Genomic DNA, 15,460 nt, shown 5'->3' with positions numbered 1-15,460 from the left:
GATGCGTGCGCTTCGCTTGGGCACATCATGGGGCGGGCTGTTGTCCGGGCCTTTGGCCTGGGCGGTGTCGACGCAGCTGAATTACGCGGTCGTGGAGTGGCAGTGCGCCCACGGCATTCCTGTCATACCGGTCGTTGCGCTGATGCTGACAGTGCTGGCCTTGCTCGGCGGGGCGCTGTCGTGGCGGGCGCGACAGCAAGGTGGCGCCGCCTTTAAACCGGACCGTGCGCGCGGCACTGAAGATTTCGTCGCCAATATCGGCATTCTCAGCGCGGTGCTGTTTGCGCTGGTAATCGTGATGCAAGGCGCCGCGTCGCTCATTCTCGACGGCTGTCTGCGATGAGCTTCGACGCGCTTTTCTCGACCTCGATCTGCTACGGTGCCGGTGCCCCGCAGGCCGGCTGGACGCTGGCGTTGCCGATCACGCTGCCGCTAACCATGGTCGCACTGCTTTACGCGGCAGGCGCCTTTCGGCTGTGGCGGCGGAGCGCCCGCAGCCGCCCGTTGCGGATGCGGCAAGCCCTGCTGTTTGCGACCGGCTGGGCCATTTTGGCGGCAGCACTGGTCAGTCCGCTCCACGCATTGGGCGAGCGCGTTTTCACCGCCCACATGATCGAGCACGAGCTGTTGATGGCGGTGGCGGCACCCCTGCTGGTCGCCTCCCGCCCGGCGGCGGCGATGATGTGGGCATTGCCGATCAAGCTGCGGCTGGCATTTGGCGCAGCCGGGCAGGCGAAGGTGCTTCGAACCGTTTGGGCCGCCATCAGCCGCCCCGTTGCCGCGACCTTCCTGCACGGCGTCGCGATATGGGCGTGGCACGTTCCGGCGCTGTTCGAGGCGGCGCTTGCACGGGGTGTCCTGCATTATGCGCAACATGCCTGCTTCTTCGGTACGGGGCTGCTGTTCTGGTGGGTGCTGCTGCCGCGTTCAGGCCGCGAACAAGCCTATGGCAGCGCGGTCATGCACCTCTTCTTCACCTCGCTGCATACCGGCCTGCTCGGGGTGCTGCTGCTGGTCTCGCCAAGGCTGTGGTATCCGGTAAACGCAGCCGGTGCGAAATTGTGGAACCTTAGTCCGCTCGAGGACCAGCAGCTCGCCGGGTTGGTGATGTGGGTTCCGGCCGGCCTGATCTATGGCGGCGCGGCTTTGCTGCTGGCCGGCCTGTGGATCCGCTCAAGTGGACAGAGAAGATGGGAGACGTCGCATGCGCTCCAAGCTGTCTAAGCTGGTCATTGGTGCCGGGACGGCAATTGCCGTGCTGGCCGCAGCTTGGGCGGCGCTGACGTTGTGGCCGGAGCGCCTCATCAGGGTCGCGCACAAAACGGACAATGCCACCAGCAGCATCGGCGTGCGCGCCACATCGCGCTTCACTCCGTCCGGACCCATACTCGGCGCCGCAGCAATTGTCGTGCTCGTTGCAGTCCTGGCCGGGATCGCGTTGTACTTCGAGCAAAGCCGTCGAGTGGAGCAGAAGGCCGACAATGCAACCGGCGGTGTTGGCGCCCGCGCTATACCCATCATGATGGCCAATGGCTGTGCTGGATGCCACACGATCACCGGCGTTCCCGGCGCGCAGGGAATGGTCGGTCCACGCCTCGACGCCAGCTTGGCCACGCGGGTCTATATCGGCGGCGTATTGTCCAACAACCCGCGAAACATGGTCCGTTGGATACGGGCCGCAAGGGAGATCAATCCGCACACGGCAATGCCTTCGACCAGAATTTCCGAGCAGGAGGCGCGGGATATCGCCGCCTATCTCTATTCGATGAAATGACATCGTTGCTCGCCTAGTAGAGATCAAACCCTCCCGGCGGTCTACCGATGCCGGTTGGCCGGGACCGGCAATCGTCACCGCCTTCGGCTCGATGCCTTAGTTGCCGACGAACCTTTCGGAACCGGCCCGCATCGGCGAGGCTGCCCGCGATCACGTCGGACATCGCCGAGCGCCCTATGCCCGGTAATCTGCTGTGCGGATTGTTTCGCGGGCATCTCGGATATGAGCTTCTTTGGCGAGTGGGCCGAGTGCAATCTCGACGTCGCCGTCCCAGTCGAATTGACCGGGTGGTTGTTTTTTCAGAATTGGACAGTGCTGCTGAGAATTGCGTGCCACGCCGTGGGGAGACACGCCTCATGGAGCCAAAGAACCGAACCGATTCAGAGCGAAGAATCGGAACGGACCGGAGCGCCTCGGCTAATGACTTGAGCGCCGCGATCACATTTGTCAGCGAAGGTTGCGGGCTCCTAGCCGACTTCGATGTTCCACCGCGAGGCGATCGCGGTCGGAGTCGCCACGAACGACCGCAGCGCAATCACGTCGTTTCGGGAGACTCGTTCGATTTGGGAGCCTCGTCGGTCTCCGGCAAACGATCGCGAATGGCTTCCTCGGTTTTGCTTGCCGTCTTTTTCACGACTTTCTCGACGCGGTCGACCAACGTCTCGGCGTCGCCACTGGAACCCTGTCGGTCAGCCTCTTCCTTTACAGTCTCATATGCTTCGGCGGCGACCTGCTTGGCTTGCTCGACGCCTTCCTCAAAGACTTCCTCGGCACTGTCACGAAGCTTGTCGCGGTATGGGCCGAGTTGCGCGTCTTCCGCGGCTGTGTGAGGCAGCATCACGCCGATGGCGGTGCCCACGGCAAGGCCCACCGCGGCCATTGCCAGAGGTTCGCGCTGGAACAGGTCCTGCGCCGACTGCCGTACCCGCCCCGATATATCGGTGGCCGCCGAGCCGAACTGCCCGACCGTGCTTCCTAACCTTTCTTTGGCGCCGCTCGCAACGTCTGCCACAGCCTCAGTCGCACCGCCTGCCACGGACGCAACCGAACGGGCGGCATCGGAGAGCATGGAGCCGGCGGAACCTTCGCCCTCGGCACCGTACTCATCGCCGCGTGAGTCCTGCCAGGCCCCGCCCAAGCCCCTCTGGTCAGAGAAGTTTCGGGTGCCGTCAGGTTCCCTGCCGGTCGAATAGGCACCAAGTGCTGAACTGTCTACCGACGTGCCCTTGCCTAGCATCAGCCAGGCCAGGCCCGCGCCGACCAATGTAAGCGGCAACGGATTGTCCCTGACCTGAGTCTTAAGATTGCTGAGCATGGCGGATCCCTCGCCGCTGAACATCCCGGTGAATTCGTCGATCAGCTGACCTGGTGTCATCTTGCTCCGGATCGAGTCTGCCGTGTCCGTTATCTTGGCACGGGCAATGTCGGCATCGCGTTCGAGTTCGGCTGCGGATTTGTCGGTCATCTTATCTGGTCCTTGATCACGCGTGCGTCGCGTTTAAGTTGGTCTTGTGTCCGGTCGGGGGTCAACTCTGAGGGAGCCATGCTTGCCTTGCCGGAGCGCAGGAGTATGACGCCCAGTACTGCCACCACGACGCCGACGAGCAGCGAGGACCATCCGGCTCCCAGGCCGGCGCTCGCCAAGGCAATCACCAGCGCCTGCAAAAGCACCATCAGGGCGGCAAGCAGGCAAATGACGCCTCCCATTACCTCCACGGCGCCGGCGCCGGCCTTGCTTAACTTTTCTGACATTTCAGCCCGCAACAGCCTGCTTTCGGTTTGAAGCAGTGTTGTGACCTGCTGTGCCAGATCGCTGACAAGGGTTGTCAGGCTGCGAGTGTCCTGGTTGTCAGTCATGGGTTTCGCTCCAGGCTTGCATTGGCCCAGTCATCGCCGGACTGATCGGATCCTAACGGGGCTGGTTCAACTGGCTCTGCCGATCGCCATCCCGACTCATTCGAGCTAGGACCCGTCTCGGGCGCCCGGCCTGTTCCCGACTGGCCCGGTGCTCCGGTTTGGGCAGAGGGTGGCGAGCTCTTGATGAACCGCCCCAAAGCCAGGCCTGCCAATACCGAGCCGGCGATCAGCGCCCCCGAGTTTTCGCGGCCGAACGACTGAATTTCGCCAAGCACCTCGTCGAACGGTTTATCCTTCAGGGACGAGGAAAGCCGCTCGAGCCCGCCTGCGGCGTCAAGGGCGAATTTCGAAGCGGTCCGTTGATCATTGTTGGCAAGATGCTCGCTTGCCGCGCGCAAAGCGCCGCTGAAGGCCTTGAGACTGGCGCTCATGTCGCGCTGCGTTCCCTCCGCCTTGTTGAACAATGCTTGCTTTGCTTCCGATGCGTAATCTCCGGCTTTCCTGGTGATCTCGTCACGCGCATCGTGGAGCGCTTCCGTCGCGGTCTGCTTTTCCCGTTGTAGTCTTTCCGAAAGCTCGCTTCTGGCTGTCTCGAAATCGGCCGTCTGACGGCCTTGATCGTCTTTGTCCTGCATGGTGTCTCCTAGTGGAATCCGAGGAAGGAGAGGATCGCAAGCACGACGACGACAAGGCCGATGAGATAAATAACACTGTTCATGGCGCAATCTCCTCCACTGCGCACCGAACTTGCCTGTGCTTCCCGTGTTCCCCCAGACGTCATCTTTTTTGGTAAGCGAAGCCTAACCAGCCTCAAGACGAGCTCTTGTCCTGTGCCGATGGGCGTGAGCGCGCGGTTGGAAATGATACGAGACCGGACTCGGGTGCGACTTACAGGTCGAGACGCACGTCCGCTCCGGCAGATATTCGCGGTGCAGGGGCCGGAATTTTCCGCAGTGCTTTGACTGGGCATTATCGCAGTGGGACCTGCCTGCGACCTACCACCCGATCGCTGGCCGCGCGATCATCAGCCAGAAAATCCCGAGCACGGCAGCGAAGGCGGGGAAGCCGAAGGCGAACCACAACCAGAAGAGCCGATGGTAGCGCGGCGGCAACGGCGCGCCTGCAGCGGCGGCTTGCGATGCCAGCTTGCGCATCTCCATTTGCATCCAGACGACCGGGAGCCAGAACATTCCGGTGAAGATATAGAGCGCGATCGAAAGTGCGATCCAGCCCTCCGACAGCGAGTAGCCTGCCTGCCAGGCGAGCGCGGCTCCGGTCAAAGGTTGCGCGACCACGGCCGTCGCTGTGAAAAGGAAGTCGGCGACGACGACGATACGCGCCACCGCCGCAACCGTCGCGGCATTGCCGGTCCTGTGGGCGAGCAGCATGAAGAAAGCGATGCCGGCGCCGGTGCCAAGCAGCACAGATGCGCCGATGACATGCAGAAATTTCAGCAGGAAATAGAGCATCAACGCTCCTCCAGCACTGCCAAGGCCACAAAGTGCAGCACCAGGATCGGCAGCACCTTGAGGAACGGCCCAAGCGGGTCGTTCCACAGATCGGGGCTCAGGAAGCTTCCGACGATCAGATAGAAGAGCGAGAGCGCGATGCCGCCATAGAGGCCTTTTCGCGCCGCCGGCCGCCAGGCTATGAGCACGCCGATGGCGATGTCGGCAAGAGCGCCGGCGATCACGATCGGTGCCGATAAGATGCCGGCCCCCGTGCCTTGCATCAGATCGACGCCGCTGCCGTAGCCGGTTGTCAGCGACACGATTCCCGTCATGATCCAGAAGACGGGCAGGACGACGAAGATCGCCGGCTTGATGAAATACAGCCGGGCGAACCATTTCTCCTGCACCGTTGCCGGATTGAGCGCGAGGAAGCCCGTCAGGGTTTGCGGGCGTATGCCGGTCGCCGCGGTCCAGTCCGAGGGATCTCCAACCGCTCCTCGGGCGATCTCCCTGGCCGCGTTGGTGCGCATCGGTGGACGCCAGCCGAACATCGCGGCAAGGTCGCCTAGGCCGTAGAGAAGCCTTGCAACAGCCGCCGGCAAGACAAACCTGGCTGCCGGAGCCCAACCGAGCCATCGGCGATAACTGCCGACGACCTCGTCCATGCTCAGTTGTTCGGGACCGACAAGTTCCAGCACGACGCGAGACGGACTGGCGGGATCGAGAAGGAAAACGACCGTTGAGACCACATCGTCGAGTAGTACCACCTGGAGCCGGCCGGTGCCGGGCATGGACGGCAGCACTGGCAGCGAAGCGAGACCCCGAAACAATGCGCTGGCCCCAAACACCGGCCGGCCGAGCACCACGGACGGGCGCAGGACCACCCAATCCAGATCAAGCGCCATAAGCGCCTGGTCCCCGGCCAGTTTCGTCGCCGAGAACGCCGAAGGCTGCGCCCGATCGACGCCTATCGCCGAGAAGTGGATCACCCGGGCAACCTCTGCCCGCACACAGGCGAGAAAGAGTGCGACCGCCGCATCGCGATGGACTTCGCGCGTCTTTTCACGGGGGCTGTCCTGCAGAACGCCGACACAATTCACGACGGCGTCGACACCCCTGAGATGCGGTAGCCAGTCTTCGGGCTGCAGCGCCACCGCCATGTCCAGCACCAGCAATTGGTAATTGCCGGCCCGGTTTGCACCGGGGCTGCGGACCAATCCGATTACCTCATGCCCGTCGGAAAGAAGGCGTGCCACGACGGAGGCACCGATCAGGCCGGCGGCGCCGGTAACCAGGACTTTCACTGAACCCCATTCTCCGACGGCGGGAAAGTGTCGTTCATTCCGGTTTATCGCCCTCGATATTGCCCTTCATAGCGGAAAGTTCTTCCATCGTGCACAACAGTCGCGGCCGCGTCGGGTCGGAGATGTCGAGCTTGTCCCAGGGAATGCGGTACATGCTGTCGCGACTGCGCAGTCGAAAGACTTCGAGGACCGCCGTGCCGATGGCCGAAGCGGAAAGACGCTCGAACGCCGCGTAGATGCCGACATGGTACTCGGTAACCACGAGGTCGTCGCCATCCGGTTCGGCGCGTATCTCCTCGATATGGCCGATGCTTTTGCCGCGCTGCGAAAGCACATTTCTGCCTGCCAATTGCTCAAGGTTGACGGTGGCCATCATCCGGCTCCCGGGATACGCCTTATGACATGGTCGCGCAGCCAATCCTGCCAGTCGAAAATCGCCGTTTCACGCACGTCGATGTCGAATTCTATGTCGACGCCGATGTCGCGCACCTTGTTCCAGGCGATGCGGTGCGGTTCGGCATGGCGCTTGCCGCCGAGCCTTGCCGCGAGGCGCGCCGTCCAGCGCCCGGATCGCTCGCCAAGCCGACGCGCCAACGTGATCGAGCCAAGTTCGACAGCAACGATTTTGGGTGGCTTGCCCGGGCTGAGCTCGGCTACCAGCCCGTCCACCTTGCCGATCTTGACCTGCTCACGGTCAACCACTTGCTTGTCCAGGATGTCGCGCAGCAAATCCATCACGTGCCTGCGAATATCTGCAAAGGAATGGTCACGATCGCGAGCACGAAACCGAGCGCAATGATGAAGATGACCGCGGCATTCGCGATCATGCCATTGCGGTGCTCGCCGACATAACGCTCGTCATTCAGCAGGAAAAGGAACGGCACCACGGTCAGCGGCAGGCTGGCGGCCGTCAGCGCCATGGAAAAGATGGTTAGCTTCAGCGGATCGAGACCCAGTGCGATCGGAATGGCGGCGAGAAACAGCGAGACCGTGTAGACGGTGCTGAAGCCGGGATCGTCGCGCGGTTTCAGGTCCTCGCCCCAGGTCCAGCCGAAACCCTGCGCCACCAAGTACGCTTGCTGCAGCCCGATTTCGAGCGCAGCGCCGAAGCAGGCTATGCCTAGTGAAGCAACGAACAGGACGAACCCCCAGAAACCGAAGATCTGGATCAGCATCAGCGGCAATTGATGGTAGTCGTCGACCTGCTCTATGCCGTGCGCTGCCAGCACGAGCGCCGCCACGATCAGCACGCCGATCGAGATTGTGCCGCCAAAACTCATTCCCAATCCGGCAATGGCCCGATTGGTCCCGAGATAGCTCTTGTCCCACTGGTCCTCGATGGCTCCCGACGAATAGAACATGAACAGGTAGGGCGAGACCGACGCACCAAGAATACTGACCGCCATGAACCAGTAATTGGCCGCGTCGTGCTCGGGCAGAGTGGGCACGGCACCGGCCGCGACCTGCCCCCAATCGGGCTTCAGCATGACGGCGCCAACCACGAAGCACAACGTGACCAGGCCGAGGATCGAGACGCCCTTTTCAATGAAGCCGAACGTGCCTTTCCAGAGGAACAGCCATGCCAGAAAAGCGACCGGCAGGGCCCACCACTGAAAGCCGATGCCGGTGGCGAGCTCAAGCGCAATGGCGACACCGCCGATCTCGGCTGCCATGACCATGAAGTTGACCAGCAAAGTCGCAAGCAACGGCCACAGAAAGGCGGTGAAGCCAAACCGTTCCCGAATCCCGTCGGCGATGGTGTGATGGCTGACGGCGGCGAAGCGGCCGGCCATCTCGACCAGGAAGATGATGCAGATCGTGCCCAGGAGGACGGCCCAGATCAGCTGGAACCTGAACGCTGCACCCGCCTGTGCGGCGGTTGCCATCGATCCGACCTCGAGAAAGCCACCGACGCTGGTGACGATGCCCAGCGATATTTCGAGCAGCTTCTTCATGGTTTCGGCGCGAAATGTTTGGCGTAGGATGCATTCAGGGCGGCGGTGGCAGCCCGGAGATCCTGCTGCACCTGTTCCGCCTCCGATCGGTTGCCGTCCTGCACCGCCGTCGCGGCGCGTGTCACCGCCGCCGACAGCTGTCCGACTACCGCCGTCAGACCGGCTTGCTCGCTGGGCTCAGGCGACTTGGCGGACTGGATTTGCGCACTGGCATCGACGAGGGCCTTGCCGACCGATTGCAACGTGCGCGACGTATATGTCGAAGGGGCTGCCCCGGCGGCCCAGGCACCCAGGACCAGCGATGCGGTCTGTGCGGCCGAAGCCGCGGTTTTCGACTGCTGCTCGATCTGGTCGGAAGGCGAGCATGCCGTCAGCACAAACGTTGTCAGCAGCAGGCACAGCCGGTCTGGTCGAAGACCGATAGCTGCAATGGCATCTACAACACGTGCTTGTAGCGTTGCTGCCACACGATTGTTCTCCCCGGCACCAGGCGACTTCGGCGTGCAATTTCATCTAGGGCGCCCGGTGGTCACGTCAACTGAACCGTCGGAACTGCCTGGCAACGCGGAACAAACCTTCGATCGCCGGATTAGGGATATCAGGAGGCAAAGGTCATGGACAAGGAAGAGCGTATCAGGCAGCGGGCCCATGAGATATGGGAGCGCGAAGGCCGTCCGCAAGGACGCGAGCGCGAGCATTGGGACCAGGCCGTGCAGGAGATCGAAGCTGAGGGCTCCGAAGCCGAACGCGGTCCGGTCGTGCCCGATCCAACGGTTGGGACCGGCTCCGATCCCGAGGTGCGCGGCAGCAAGCGGCGGGGGAAGTGAGGCCCCATGCCTCGTCTCGTCGCCTGGATCGTGGTCGTACTGGTCGTGCTCTTCGCCGCATGGCTGATGCTTGGGCGCGACAGGACCAGCACTGGTGGCGAAACTCAGCCCTCGCCACATGCAATAGACCAGAATGGATAGGAGCTGACATGACGGCTAGGGAGAGCCATCCCGAACAGGACCCTGCGGAAGGATCGCGATCGACGATAGAAAAGCAGCTCCGCAAGGAGCAAGGCGGCGAGGCGCAAAATCGTGAAGCCAAGCCAACTTCCGACAAATCCGGCAGCAAGGCCAAGTTGCCTTCGGAAGCGCCGAAGAAAGGCTCAGGCCCGGACTGAGCGGCTGGTTTCACGTTTCCACGTCGTCATTCCTCCTCGCTCCGTCGCGCGAATGGTTGTCATTCGGGCAGATCGGCGGCAGCCGCTTCTGTCCTCTTTCCAGCCGAGCCCGGTGCCTTGAAATAATGGGGATAGCGTTCCCGGACGATTGCGAGCACCTCGAAGATGCGGCGAAGATGCGTTCGCATCGCCTCTTCCGCCGCAAGGGCGTCGGCCTGCTCGAGCGCCTCGACGATCCGCCGATGTTGGCCGAGAACCACCGACATGCTGTCGAGGCGCGGGAAAGACAGGAAGCGGAAGCGGTCCATGTGCAGCTTCGCCGCGCTGATGTCGGCCCAGATTCCGGGGAAGCCGGCATCGCTGGCGATGTGCTGGTGGAACAGCTCGTCCGACTTGAAGAAGCGCCTGTCGTCCGAGATGGAGGCGAACGTCTCCTGGACCGCCAGTTCGCCTTTGAGCATGGCGAGCAGTTCGGCGCGGCGCGGGCTCTCGACCGCACGCTTGACCAGGCCGACTTCAAGCGACTCGCGCAGGAACTGCGATTTCTCGAGATCGGCGATCCGCAGCGGCGCCACCATGCTGCCGCGCTGCGGATAGATGTCGATCAGGCCAAGTCCGGCCAGCCGGGCGAGCGCCTCCCTGACCGGCGTGCGGCTCACGCCGAGGGCTTCCGACATCGCCTTTTCGGAAATCAGCTCGTGCGGCTTCAGGCGGAAGGTCAGGATCTGGTCGAGCAGGACCTCGAACGTCTTCGCCGCGACTGAAGCGCTGGGGCCGGTTTCGCCAAGCCGCCCCTCGGTGATGGTCCGCATTCCCAAAAGCCCTGCCATCGGCAAATTCCCTTAAAGGCTCGGCAGCTTCAAGCCGCTCATGAAATGGCTGCGCAAGCAGCAGCGCCGACGTTATTCCTTGCGCGGGGAACCGCCGATGCGCGCCAGCAGGCCGCCATCGACGCGCACGACCTCGCCGGTGACGAAGGAGGCATCGTCGGACAGCAGGAAGGCAACGACGGCCGCAATCTCTTGCGGCTGGGCGGTGCGGCCGAGCGGATGCATGTTGTCAAGGATGCGCAGGATCTCGTCTGGCTTATCGTTGAGCTTGACCGCATCCCGCAGCATCGGCGTGTCGACCGCGCCCGGAGCCACGGCATTGACGCGCACGCCGAGCGGCGCATAGTCGACGGCCATGGATTTGACCAGCCCGATCAAGCCGTGCTTGGCCGTGCTGTAGGCCAGAACCCCTTCCTGGCTGGCCAAGCCTTGCACCGAGCTCATATGGACGATGGCGCCGCGGCTTTGCCGCAGCAGCGGCATCGCCGCGCGGGAGAGCAGATAGGCAGCCTTGAGGTTGACGTTCATCACCTCGTCCCAAAGCGCCTCGTCCGTGGTCTCCACCGTTCCGTAACGCTGGATGCCGGCATTGTGGGAAAGCATGTCGAGCCCGCCGAACGCGGACCGGGCAAGCTCGACGGCGCGGCAGCAGGCTTCAGTGTCGGCGGTCGAGCCGAGCACGGTGTGCACGGTCACGCCGCGCGCCGCAAGCTGCGCCGCGACCTCGTCCAGCTGATCGCCCACACGGTCGAAGAGGATCAGGTCGACACCTTGCTCGGCCAGCCTTTCGGCGACAGCACGGCCGATGCCCATGGCCGCCCCGGTGACCAGTGCGCGTTTTTTGAACTCAGGCATTTCTCCTCCCACGAACAGTTGTAGCGGCTGCCATGGTAGTCGATCAGCGACGCATGACGTACCCTTTTCGCTGAGCCGGCCCGAGCGTATTCGGCGTCATGTCGATCCTTGCATGAAGGCCAGTGTTTCCGCGCGCGTCGGCGCGCCGAGCCGTCCGCCAAAACGCAGGCACTTCAGCGCGGCGGCAGCACTTGCCACTGCTATCGCCCGCTCTTCGTCCCAACCTTCGGCCAGGCCGAGAGCGAAGGTGCCGTGAAACACGTCGCCCGCCGCCAGCGTGTCGACGGCTTCGACTCGCGGCGACGGCAGATGACGGACATCATTGCTGCTCGGGTGCTGGAACGCGGTGCCGTTCGCCCCATCGGTGATCGCGACGAAGGCGCCGGTCCGTTCGCCCAGAATAGCGACGGCGGAACCGGCGGAGATCTCTGGACCGCAAAGGATACGCGCCGCGGGCAGCGAAGCAACGACATGCGATGCGAGCGGCAGCAATCGGTCGAGCACCGGTCGCGACGCAATATCGGCGTCGAGGATCGCCGGAATGCAGCATTCGCGGGCCTTCGCCAGCGCCATCGCGGCGGCTCCGGGCCAACGAACGTCGACCAGGACGGCGTCGAAGCGGGAAAAATCCACGGGCGGAAGACGGTCCGGATCGGCTTGCGTGACGGAATCGTAGAAGGGCACAATCATGCGCTCGCCGGCGGCATCGACCAGGATCGTGGCAATGGCCGAGCGGCCATCTTCAACCCTGCGCACCAACGAACAGTCGACCCGCTCCGCCTCCATCTGGGCGATGACATCGCGGCCGACGGCATCGTTGCCGACGCTTGCCCATAGCCAGACCTGCCCGCCCTGGCGGCTTGCCGACGCGGCGGCACTTGCCGCCATGCCGGCGGCGATCTGCACGGCCTCGCTCGGCAGGAACTTGCCGGCGCCGGACGGCAGGACATCGAGGCGCAAGATCGTGTCGTAGGTGAGCGCGCCGACGCAGAGCAGGCGGGGCGCCCTCATTGCAGCCTATAACCGCGCTGATGGGCAATCGCCGTCATTACGCCTCTCGGTTCGGCAAGGCCGCGAAGACGGCCGATCACGGGGTAGCCGGGATGGGTGTGCCGCGTGGCGTCATCGATCAGCTCGTGGCCGTGATCCGGGCGAAACGGCAGCAGCGCCGGTTGCCCGGCGTCGCGGCGGCGTTGCTGCTCGTCGAGCAAGATCGAGACCACCGAAACCATGTCGACATCCCCGTTCAGATGCTCGGACTCCATGAACGACCCGTCCGGATCCTTGCTGACGTTGCGCAGGTGCACGAAGTTGATCTTGTGCGCAAAGCGCCTGGCGATGGCGGGCACGTCATTGGCCGGATTGGCGCCCAGCGACCCCGTGCACAAGGTAAGGCCGCTATGGGCCGATGGCACCGCATCCAGGATAAAGGCGATGTCGTCGGCGTTCTTGACGATCCGGCACAGGCCGACGAGATCGCGCGGCGGATCGTCCGGGTGGATCGCCAACGTGACGCCCGCCTCTTCGGCCGCCGGCAGCACGTGTTCGAGAAAACGGACGAGATTCTCGCGCAGCCGGTCGTGCGACAGGCTAGACTGCTCGGCCACCACTTCGCGCAATTCCGCTATGTCATAGCGCTTGAAGGCGCCCGGCAGGCCGGCCATGATGTTGGCAAGCAGACGCTCTTTTGACGCATCCGGCGTCGCCTCGAACCATTCGCTTGCCCGCTGGAGAACATCGGACGCATAGTCGCGCTCAGATCCCTTGCGCTGCAGCATGTAACAATCGAACGCGGCAAGCTCGTGCATGTTCATGCGGAGCGCCCGTCCGCCGCCCGGCAGCGGCGCAGCCAGGTCGGTCCGGGTCCAGTCGAGGATCAGCATGAAGTTGTAGCAGACCGTGCGCACACCGCAGGCGCCGAGATTGCGTAAGGTCTGCCTGAAATTGTCGTAGAGCCGGTCGAGATCGCCGCGGCCGAGCTTGATGTCCTCGTGCACGGGCACGCTCTCGACGACGCTCCATTTGAGGCCCATCGCCTGATCCGCCTCGATAAGCGCCTGGCGCTGCCTGATGGCGTGGATCGGCCAGACTTCGCCGTAAGGAATGTCGTGCAATGCCGTCACGATGCCGGTCGCGCCGGCCTGCCTGGCATGGGCAAGCGTTGCCGCGTCGCTCGGGCCAAACCATCGCCACGTCTGCTCCATTCGACCTCCAGCTACGGCTCCCCGACGAGACTGCTGTCTATTGGATGCTACCATGGCAGTCAATTGCTTGCCGCAGCCCAGTGCTGTGTCCGCGTTCGGGCGGCCGCCCTATGAGAGATTACAACGATACGTGGCGTTCAGATTGAACGGCTACGCAAGATCCGGGTTTCGGCTGGCCCAAAGCATGCCGCGCTCGAACATCGTACGCATTTGCGGCACTGCGAACTCGTCGGCGGTGTGGCCGAGTGCGCTGTAGAAGACGCGGCCCTTGCCGTAGCGGCGCTTCCAGACAACCGGCATGACGACGCCGGCGATGAAATCGAGATGCTCGCCGGTGAAAGTAGTCGTCGCCAGCACCTCGTTGGTCGGATCGACATGCATGTAATACTGCTCTGAACGGTACGCGAAGCCGTCGATGCCCTGCATGACCGGATCGTCTGGCATGGTGATATCGACGTGATAGTCGATGATGTTGCCGGGATGGGCGACCCACTGGCCGCCGGTCATGAACTGGTATTCCGGCTCGTTGCGGAAGCTGTCGCACATCGTGCCGTGAAAGCCCGCAAGGCCGGTGCCGGCCCCGACGGCGTTGGTCAGGTTTTGCAGTTCCGGCTTTTCGATCGTCGACATGGTGATCACCGGGACAATGAGATCGAGCTTGCCCAGTTGCGGATCGGCAAGCGCCGAAGTCCCCTGCTCCAGCTGCACGTCGAAGCCGTTGCCGGCCAGCATCTCCTTGACGATGTGGGCGCTACGGGCCGGCGTGTGGCCTTCCCAGCCGCCCCAGAAAATCAGTGCCGTCTTGCTCATCGTGTCATCCCCTATTCCAGAATTCCGAAAGGCAGATCGGCGTGCATTGGCGCCGGCCGCGCGCAGCCATATCTCAGGTCGATACGCCGCCCTGTCTCTGCTGAAGAGATGATCGATTCCATGATTTCCAGGACATGGAGGGAAAGATCGAGGCTGGCGCGGTGTTGCCTGCCTGAGACGATCGCCTGCGCCATGTCGGCGAGGCCGAGGCCCCGGTAATTGCCGTCGCCATAGGAATGGATCTGATCGGCCACCGTCCAGTCGCCCTTGCGCTGGCTGGTCCTGATGTCGCCCTGGAACTGATTGGGATCGGAGACGATCATCGAGCCGGTGGTCCCGTAAAGTTCGATGTGATTGTGTTCATGCTTCCAGACGTCGAAGCTGGTGGTGATCGAAACCGCCGCGCCGTTCTCGAATGCGAGCAGGCCGGAAATATGGGTCGGCACCTCGACCCGGATGGTTTCGCCCTGGCGCGGTCCGGAACCGATGGTGCGGGTGGGATAGGATGACTTCGCCTGTCCGGTCACGGATTTTACTGGACCCAGGAGATTGACCAGGCAGGTCAGATAGTACGGTCCCATGTCGAGCATTGGCCCACCGCCGGGCTGATAGTAGAAATCCGGATTGGGATGCCAGAGCTCGTGGCCGGGCACCTGCATGAAGGCAGAGCCGGCGACAATGGTCCCAACCGTATCCTCATCGACCAGCCGCCGCGCCGTCTGGTGGGAGCCGCCAAGAAAGGTGTCGGGTGCGCAGCCGACACGCACGCCCTTTTCGCGCGCGGCCGCGACGAGCCGCTCGGCGTCGCTGAGCGTCATTGCCAGCGGCTTCTCGGAATAGACGTGCTTGCCTTGCCCGACAGCCTGCAGGCCGACCGGCACATGATGCTGCGGCGTTGTCAGATTGAGCACGATCTCGACGCGCGGATCGGCCAACAGCGCGTCGACCGGCATCGCAGCCAGGCCGTAGGCCGCTGCCTTGGCCTCGGCTGCCGCCCGGTTGATGTCGGCGACGCCGATAATGTCGAGCACCGGGAATTGCGGCGATGCCTTCAGATAGGCATCCGAAATGTTGCCGCAGCCGATAATGCCGACACCGATCCTCCGCATGGGCTTCTCCTCAAAAGGCGGCATTGATGAAACAGCAGAACTCGTTTGTCACCCCCCTTTCGGCCGGACGCGGTTGTCCCGTGACAAGTGCTTACCTCGAGAGCCTCAGAACCGCCGCCCGATCACAATCGCGCGCTTATGCGCGA

Annotated in this window: 20 protein-coding genes; 5 read left to right on the top strand and 15 right to left on the bottom strand. The window is 63.3% G+C overall.

From position 1 onward, the window contains the following. Position 1 precedes the first annotated feature (1 nt). Genes NKH80_RS19035 through NKH80_RS19025 form a run of 3 tightly spaced genes read left to right on the top strand, consistent with a single transcriptional unit; the run spans position 2 to position 1,774 of the window. On the top strand, positions 2-343 hold the full coding sequence (locus NKH80_RS19035) for a hypothetical protein (protein ID WP_352992976.1): 342 nt from the start codon (positions 2-4) through the stop codon (positions 341-343). Beyond that, positions 340-1,224, top strand: coding sequence for a cytochrome c oxidase assembly protein (locus tag NKH80_RS19030; RefSeq protein WP_352505444.1), 885 nt, complete (start codon positions 340-342; stop codon positions 1,222-1,224). The genes NKH80_RS19035 and NKH80_RS19030 overlap by 4 nt, the downstream gene beginning before the upstream one ends. After that, complete coding sequence (locus NKH80_RS19025) at positions 1,205-1,774, top strand: c-type cytochrome (RefSeq protein WP_352992933.1); 570 nt, start codon at positions 1,205-1,207, stop codon at positions 1,772-1,774. Before NKH80_RS19030 ends, NKH80_RS19025 begins: the two co-directional genes overlap by 20 nt. A 535-nt stretch (positions 1,775-2,309) precedes the next feature. On the opposite strand, the gene NKH80_RS19020 is transcribed toward NKH80_RS19025, so the two are convergent. The 9 genes from NKH80_RS19020 to NKH80_RS18980 form a co-directional block, all read right to left on the bottom strand. Beyond that, positions 2,310-3,239, bottom strand: coding sequence for a hypothetical protein (locus NKH80_RS19020; RefSeq protein WP_352753316.1), 930 nt, complete (start codon positions 3,237-3,239; stop codon positions 2,310-2,312). Beyond that, entirely contained in the window at positions 3,236-3,631 is a 396-nt protein-coding gene (locus NKH80_RS19015; protein WP_254818831.1) for a phage holin family protein, read from the bottom strand. The genes NKH80_RS19020 and NKH80_RS19015 overlap by 4 nt, the downstream gene beginning before the upstream one ends. Next, complete coding sequence (locus NKH80_RS19010) at positions 3,628-4,356, bottom strand: WXG100 family type VII secretion target (protein WP_352737253.1); 729 nt, start codon at positions 4,354-4,356, stop codon at positions 3,628-3,630. The genes NKH80_RS19015 and NKH80_RS19010 overlap by 4 nt, the downstream gene beginning before the upstream one ends. Positions 4,357-4,626: 270 nt before the next feature. Then, the gene (locus tag NKH80_RS19005; RefSeq protein WP_352992931.1) at positions 4,627-5,100 is read right to left on the bottom strand and encodes a DUF2269 family protein; all 474 of its coding nucleotides are present in this window, start codon (positions 5,098-5,100) and stop codon (positions 4,627-4,629) included. Then, positions 5,100-6,386: an SDR family oxidoreductase gene (locus NKH80_RS19000; protein ID WP_352992929.1), complete on the bottom strand. Its 1,287-nt coding sequence runs from the start codon at positions 6,384-6,386 to the stop codon at positions 5,100-5,102. Before NKH80_RS19000 ends, NKH80_RS19005 begins: the two co-directional genes overlap by 1 nt. 34 nt (positions 6,387-6,420) lie before the next feature. Further along, the gene (locus NKH80_RS18995; RefSeq protein ID WP_352992927.1) at positions 6,421-6,762 is read right to left on the bottom strand and encodes a hypothetical protein; all 342 of its coding nucleotides are present in this window, start codon (positions 6,760-6,762) and stop codon (positions 6,421-6,423) included. Continuing rightward, complete coding sequence (locus NKH80_RS18990; protein ID WP_352992925.1) at positions 6,759-7,121, bottom strand: hypothetical protein; 363 nt, start codon at positions 7,119-7,121, stop codon at positions 6,759-6,761. The genes NKH80_RS18995 and NKH80_RS18990 overlap by 4 nt, the downstream gene beginning before the upstream one ends. Further along, positions 7,121-8,341 (bottom strand): NRAMP family divalent metal transporter, encoded by a 1,221-nt coding sequence (locus tag NKH80_RS18985; protein ID WP_254818837.1) that lies wholly within the window; start codon positions 8,339-8,341, stop codon positions 7,121-7,123. Before NKH80_RS18985 ends, NKH80_RS18990 begins: the two co-directional genes overlap by 1 nt. Then, positions 8,338-8,808, bottom strand: coding sequence for a hypothetical protein (locus NKH80_RS18980; protein ID WP_352737259.1), 471 nt, complete (start codon positions 8,806-8,808; stop codon positions 8,338-8,340). The genes NKH80_RS18985 and NKH80_RS18980 overlap by 4 nt, the downstream gene beginning before the upstream one ends. Positions 8,809-8,955: 147 nt before the next feature. Here NKH80_RS18980 and NKH80_RS18975 point away from each other — a divergent pair, with 147 nt between their 5' ends. Both NKH80_RS18975 and NKH80_RS18970 read left to right on the top strand, forming a co-directional pair. Next, the gene (locus NKH80_RS18975; protein ID WP_352737260.1) at positions 8,956-9,168 is read left to right on the top strand and encodes a DUF2934 domain-containing protein; all 213 of its coding nucleotides are present in this window, start codon (positions 8,956-8,958) and stop codon (positions 9,166-9,168) included. A 149-nt stretch (positions 9,169-9,317) separates the two neighbouring features. Continuing rightward, a complete protein-coding gene (locus NKH80_RS18970) occupies positions 9,318-9,506 on the top strand; it encodes a hypothetical protein (RefSeq protein WP_352737261.1) in 189 nt (62 codons plus the stop codon). Between the two features lie 59 nt (positions 9,507-9,565). Here NKH80_RS18970 and NKH80_RS18965 read toward each other — a convergent pair whose 3' ends face one another. The 6 genes from NKH80_RS18965 to NKH80_RS18940 form a co-directional block, all read right to left on the bottom strand. Next, positions 9,566-10,336: a GntR family transcriptional regulator gene (locus tag NKH80_RS18965; protein ID WP_352737262.1), complete on the bottom strand. Its 771-nt coding sequence runs from the start codon at positions 10,334-10,336 to the stop codon at positions 9,566-9,568. 72 nt (positions 10,337-10,408) lie between these two features. Then, on the bottom strand, positions 10,409-11,191 hold the full coding sequence (locus NKH80_RS18960) for an SDR family NAD(P)-dependent oxidoreductase (protein WP_352737263.1): 783 nt from the start codon (positions 11,189-11,191) through the stop codon (positions 10,409-10,411). A gap of 96 nt (positions 11,192-11,287) precedes the next feature. Beyond that, positions 11,288-12,202: a PfkB family carbohydrate kinase gene (locus tag NKH80_RS18955; protein WP_352737264.1), complete on the bottom strand. Its 915-nt coding sequence runs from the start codon at positions 12,200-12,202 to the stop codon at positions 11,288-11,290. After that, a complete protein-coding gene (gene uxuA, locus NKH80_RS18950) occupies positions 12,199-13,395 on the bottom strand; it encodes a mannonate dehydratase (protein ID WP_352992922.1) in 1,197 nt (398 codons plus the stop codon). The genes NKH80_RS18955 and uxuA overlap by 4 nt, the downstream gene beginning before the upstream one ends. A 150-nt stretch (positions 13,396-13,545) precedes the next feature. Further along, a complete protein-coding gene (locus NKH80_RS18945) occupies positions 13,546-14,205 on the bottom strand; it encodes a ThuA domain-containing protein (protein WP_352475758.1) in 660 nt (219 codons plus the stop codon). A gap of 11 nt (positions 14,206-14,216) precedes the next feature. After that, a complete protein-coding gene (locus NKH80_RS18940; protein WP_352737265.1) occupies positions 14,217-15,314 on the bottom strand; it encodes a Gfo/Idh/MocA family protein in 1,098 nt (365 codons plus the stop codon). Positions 15,315-15,460 lie beyond the last annotated feature (146 nt).

Origin of the sequence: Mesorhizobium sp. M0904 (genome assembly GCF_040319475.1) — a bacterium.
Classification (GTDB): domain Bacteria; phylum Pseudomonadota; class Alphaproteobacteria; order Rhizobiales; family Rhizobiaceae; genus Mesorhizobium.
The sequence above is the reverse complement of the archived record's forward strand: the minus strand, read 5'-3'. Positions and strand labels throughout refer to the sequence as shown.

Coding starts and splice junctions, on each gene's coding strand:
- NKH80_RS19035 (WP_352992976.1), top strand. CDS start 2: ATGCGTGCGCTTCGCTTGGGCACATCATGGGGCGGGCTGTTGTCCGGG.
- NKH80_RS19030 (WP_352505444.1), top strand. CDS start 340: ATGAGCTTCGACGCGCTTTTCTCGACCTCGATCTGCTACGGTGCCGGT.
- NKH80_RS19025 (WP_352992933.1), top strand. CDS start 1,205: ATGCGCTCCAAGCTGTCTAAGCTGGTCATTGGTGCCGGGACGGCAATT.
- NKH80_RS19020 (WP_352753316.1), bottom strand. CDS start 3,239: ATGACCGACAAATCCGCAGCCGAACTCGAACGCGATGCCGACATTGCC.
- NKH80_RS19015 (WP_254818831.1), bottom strand. CDS start 3,631: ATGACTGACAACCAGGACACTCGCAGCCTGACAACCCTTGTCAGCGAT.
- NKH80_RS19005 (WP_352992931.1), bottom strand. CDS start 5,100: ATGCTCTATTTCCTGCTGAAATTTCTGCATGTCATCGGCGCATCTGTG.
- NKH80_RS18995 (WP_352992927.1), bottom strand. CDS start 6,762: ATGATGGCCACCGTCAACCTTGAGCAATTGGCAGGCAGAAATGTGCTT.
- NKH80_RS18990 (WP_352992925.1), bottom strand. CDS start 7,121: ATGGATTTGCTGCGCGACATCCTGGACAAGCAAGTGGTTGACCGTGAG.
- NKH80_RS18985 (WP_254818837.1), bottom strand. CDS start 8,341: ATGAAGAAGCTGCTCGAAATATCGCTGGGCATCGTCACCAGCGTCGGT.
- NKH80_RS18975 (WP_352737260.1), top strand. CDS start 8,956: ATGGACAAGGAAGAGCGTATCAGGCAGCGGGCCCATGAGATATGGGAG.
- NKH80_RS18970 (WP_352737261.1), top strand. CDS start 9,318: ATGACGGCTAGGGAGAGCCATCCCGAACAGGACCCTGCGGAAGGATCG.
- NKH80_RS18965 (WP_352737262.1), bottom strand. CDS start 10,336: ATGGCAGGGCTTTTGGGAATGCGGACCATCACCGAGGGGCGGCTTGGC.
- NKH80_RS18960 (WP_352737263.1), bottom strand. CDS start 11,191: ATGCCTGAGTTCAAAAAACGCGCACTGGTCACCGGGGCGGCCATGGGC.
- NKH80_RS18955 (WP_352737264.1), bottom strand. CDS start 12,202: ATGAGGGCGCCCCGCCTGCTCTGCGTCGGCGCGCTCACCTACGACACG.
- uxuA (WP_352992922.1), bottom strand. CDS start 13,395: ATGGAGCAGACGTGGCGATGGTTTGGCCCGAGCGACGCGGCAACGCTT.
- NKH80_RS18945 (WP_352475758.1), bottom strand. CDS start 14,205: ATGAGCAAGACGGCACTGATTTTCTGGGGCGGCTGGGAAGGCCACACG.
- NKH80_RS18940 (WP_352737265.1), bottom strand. CDS start 15,314: ATGCGGAGGATCGGTGTCGGCATTATCGGCTGCGGCAACATTTCGGAT.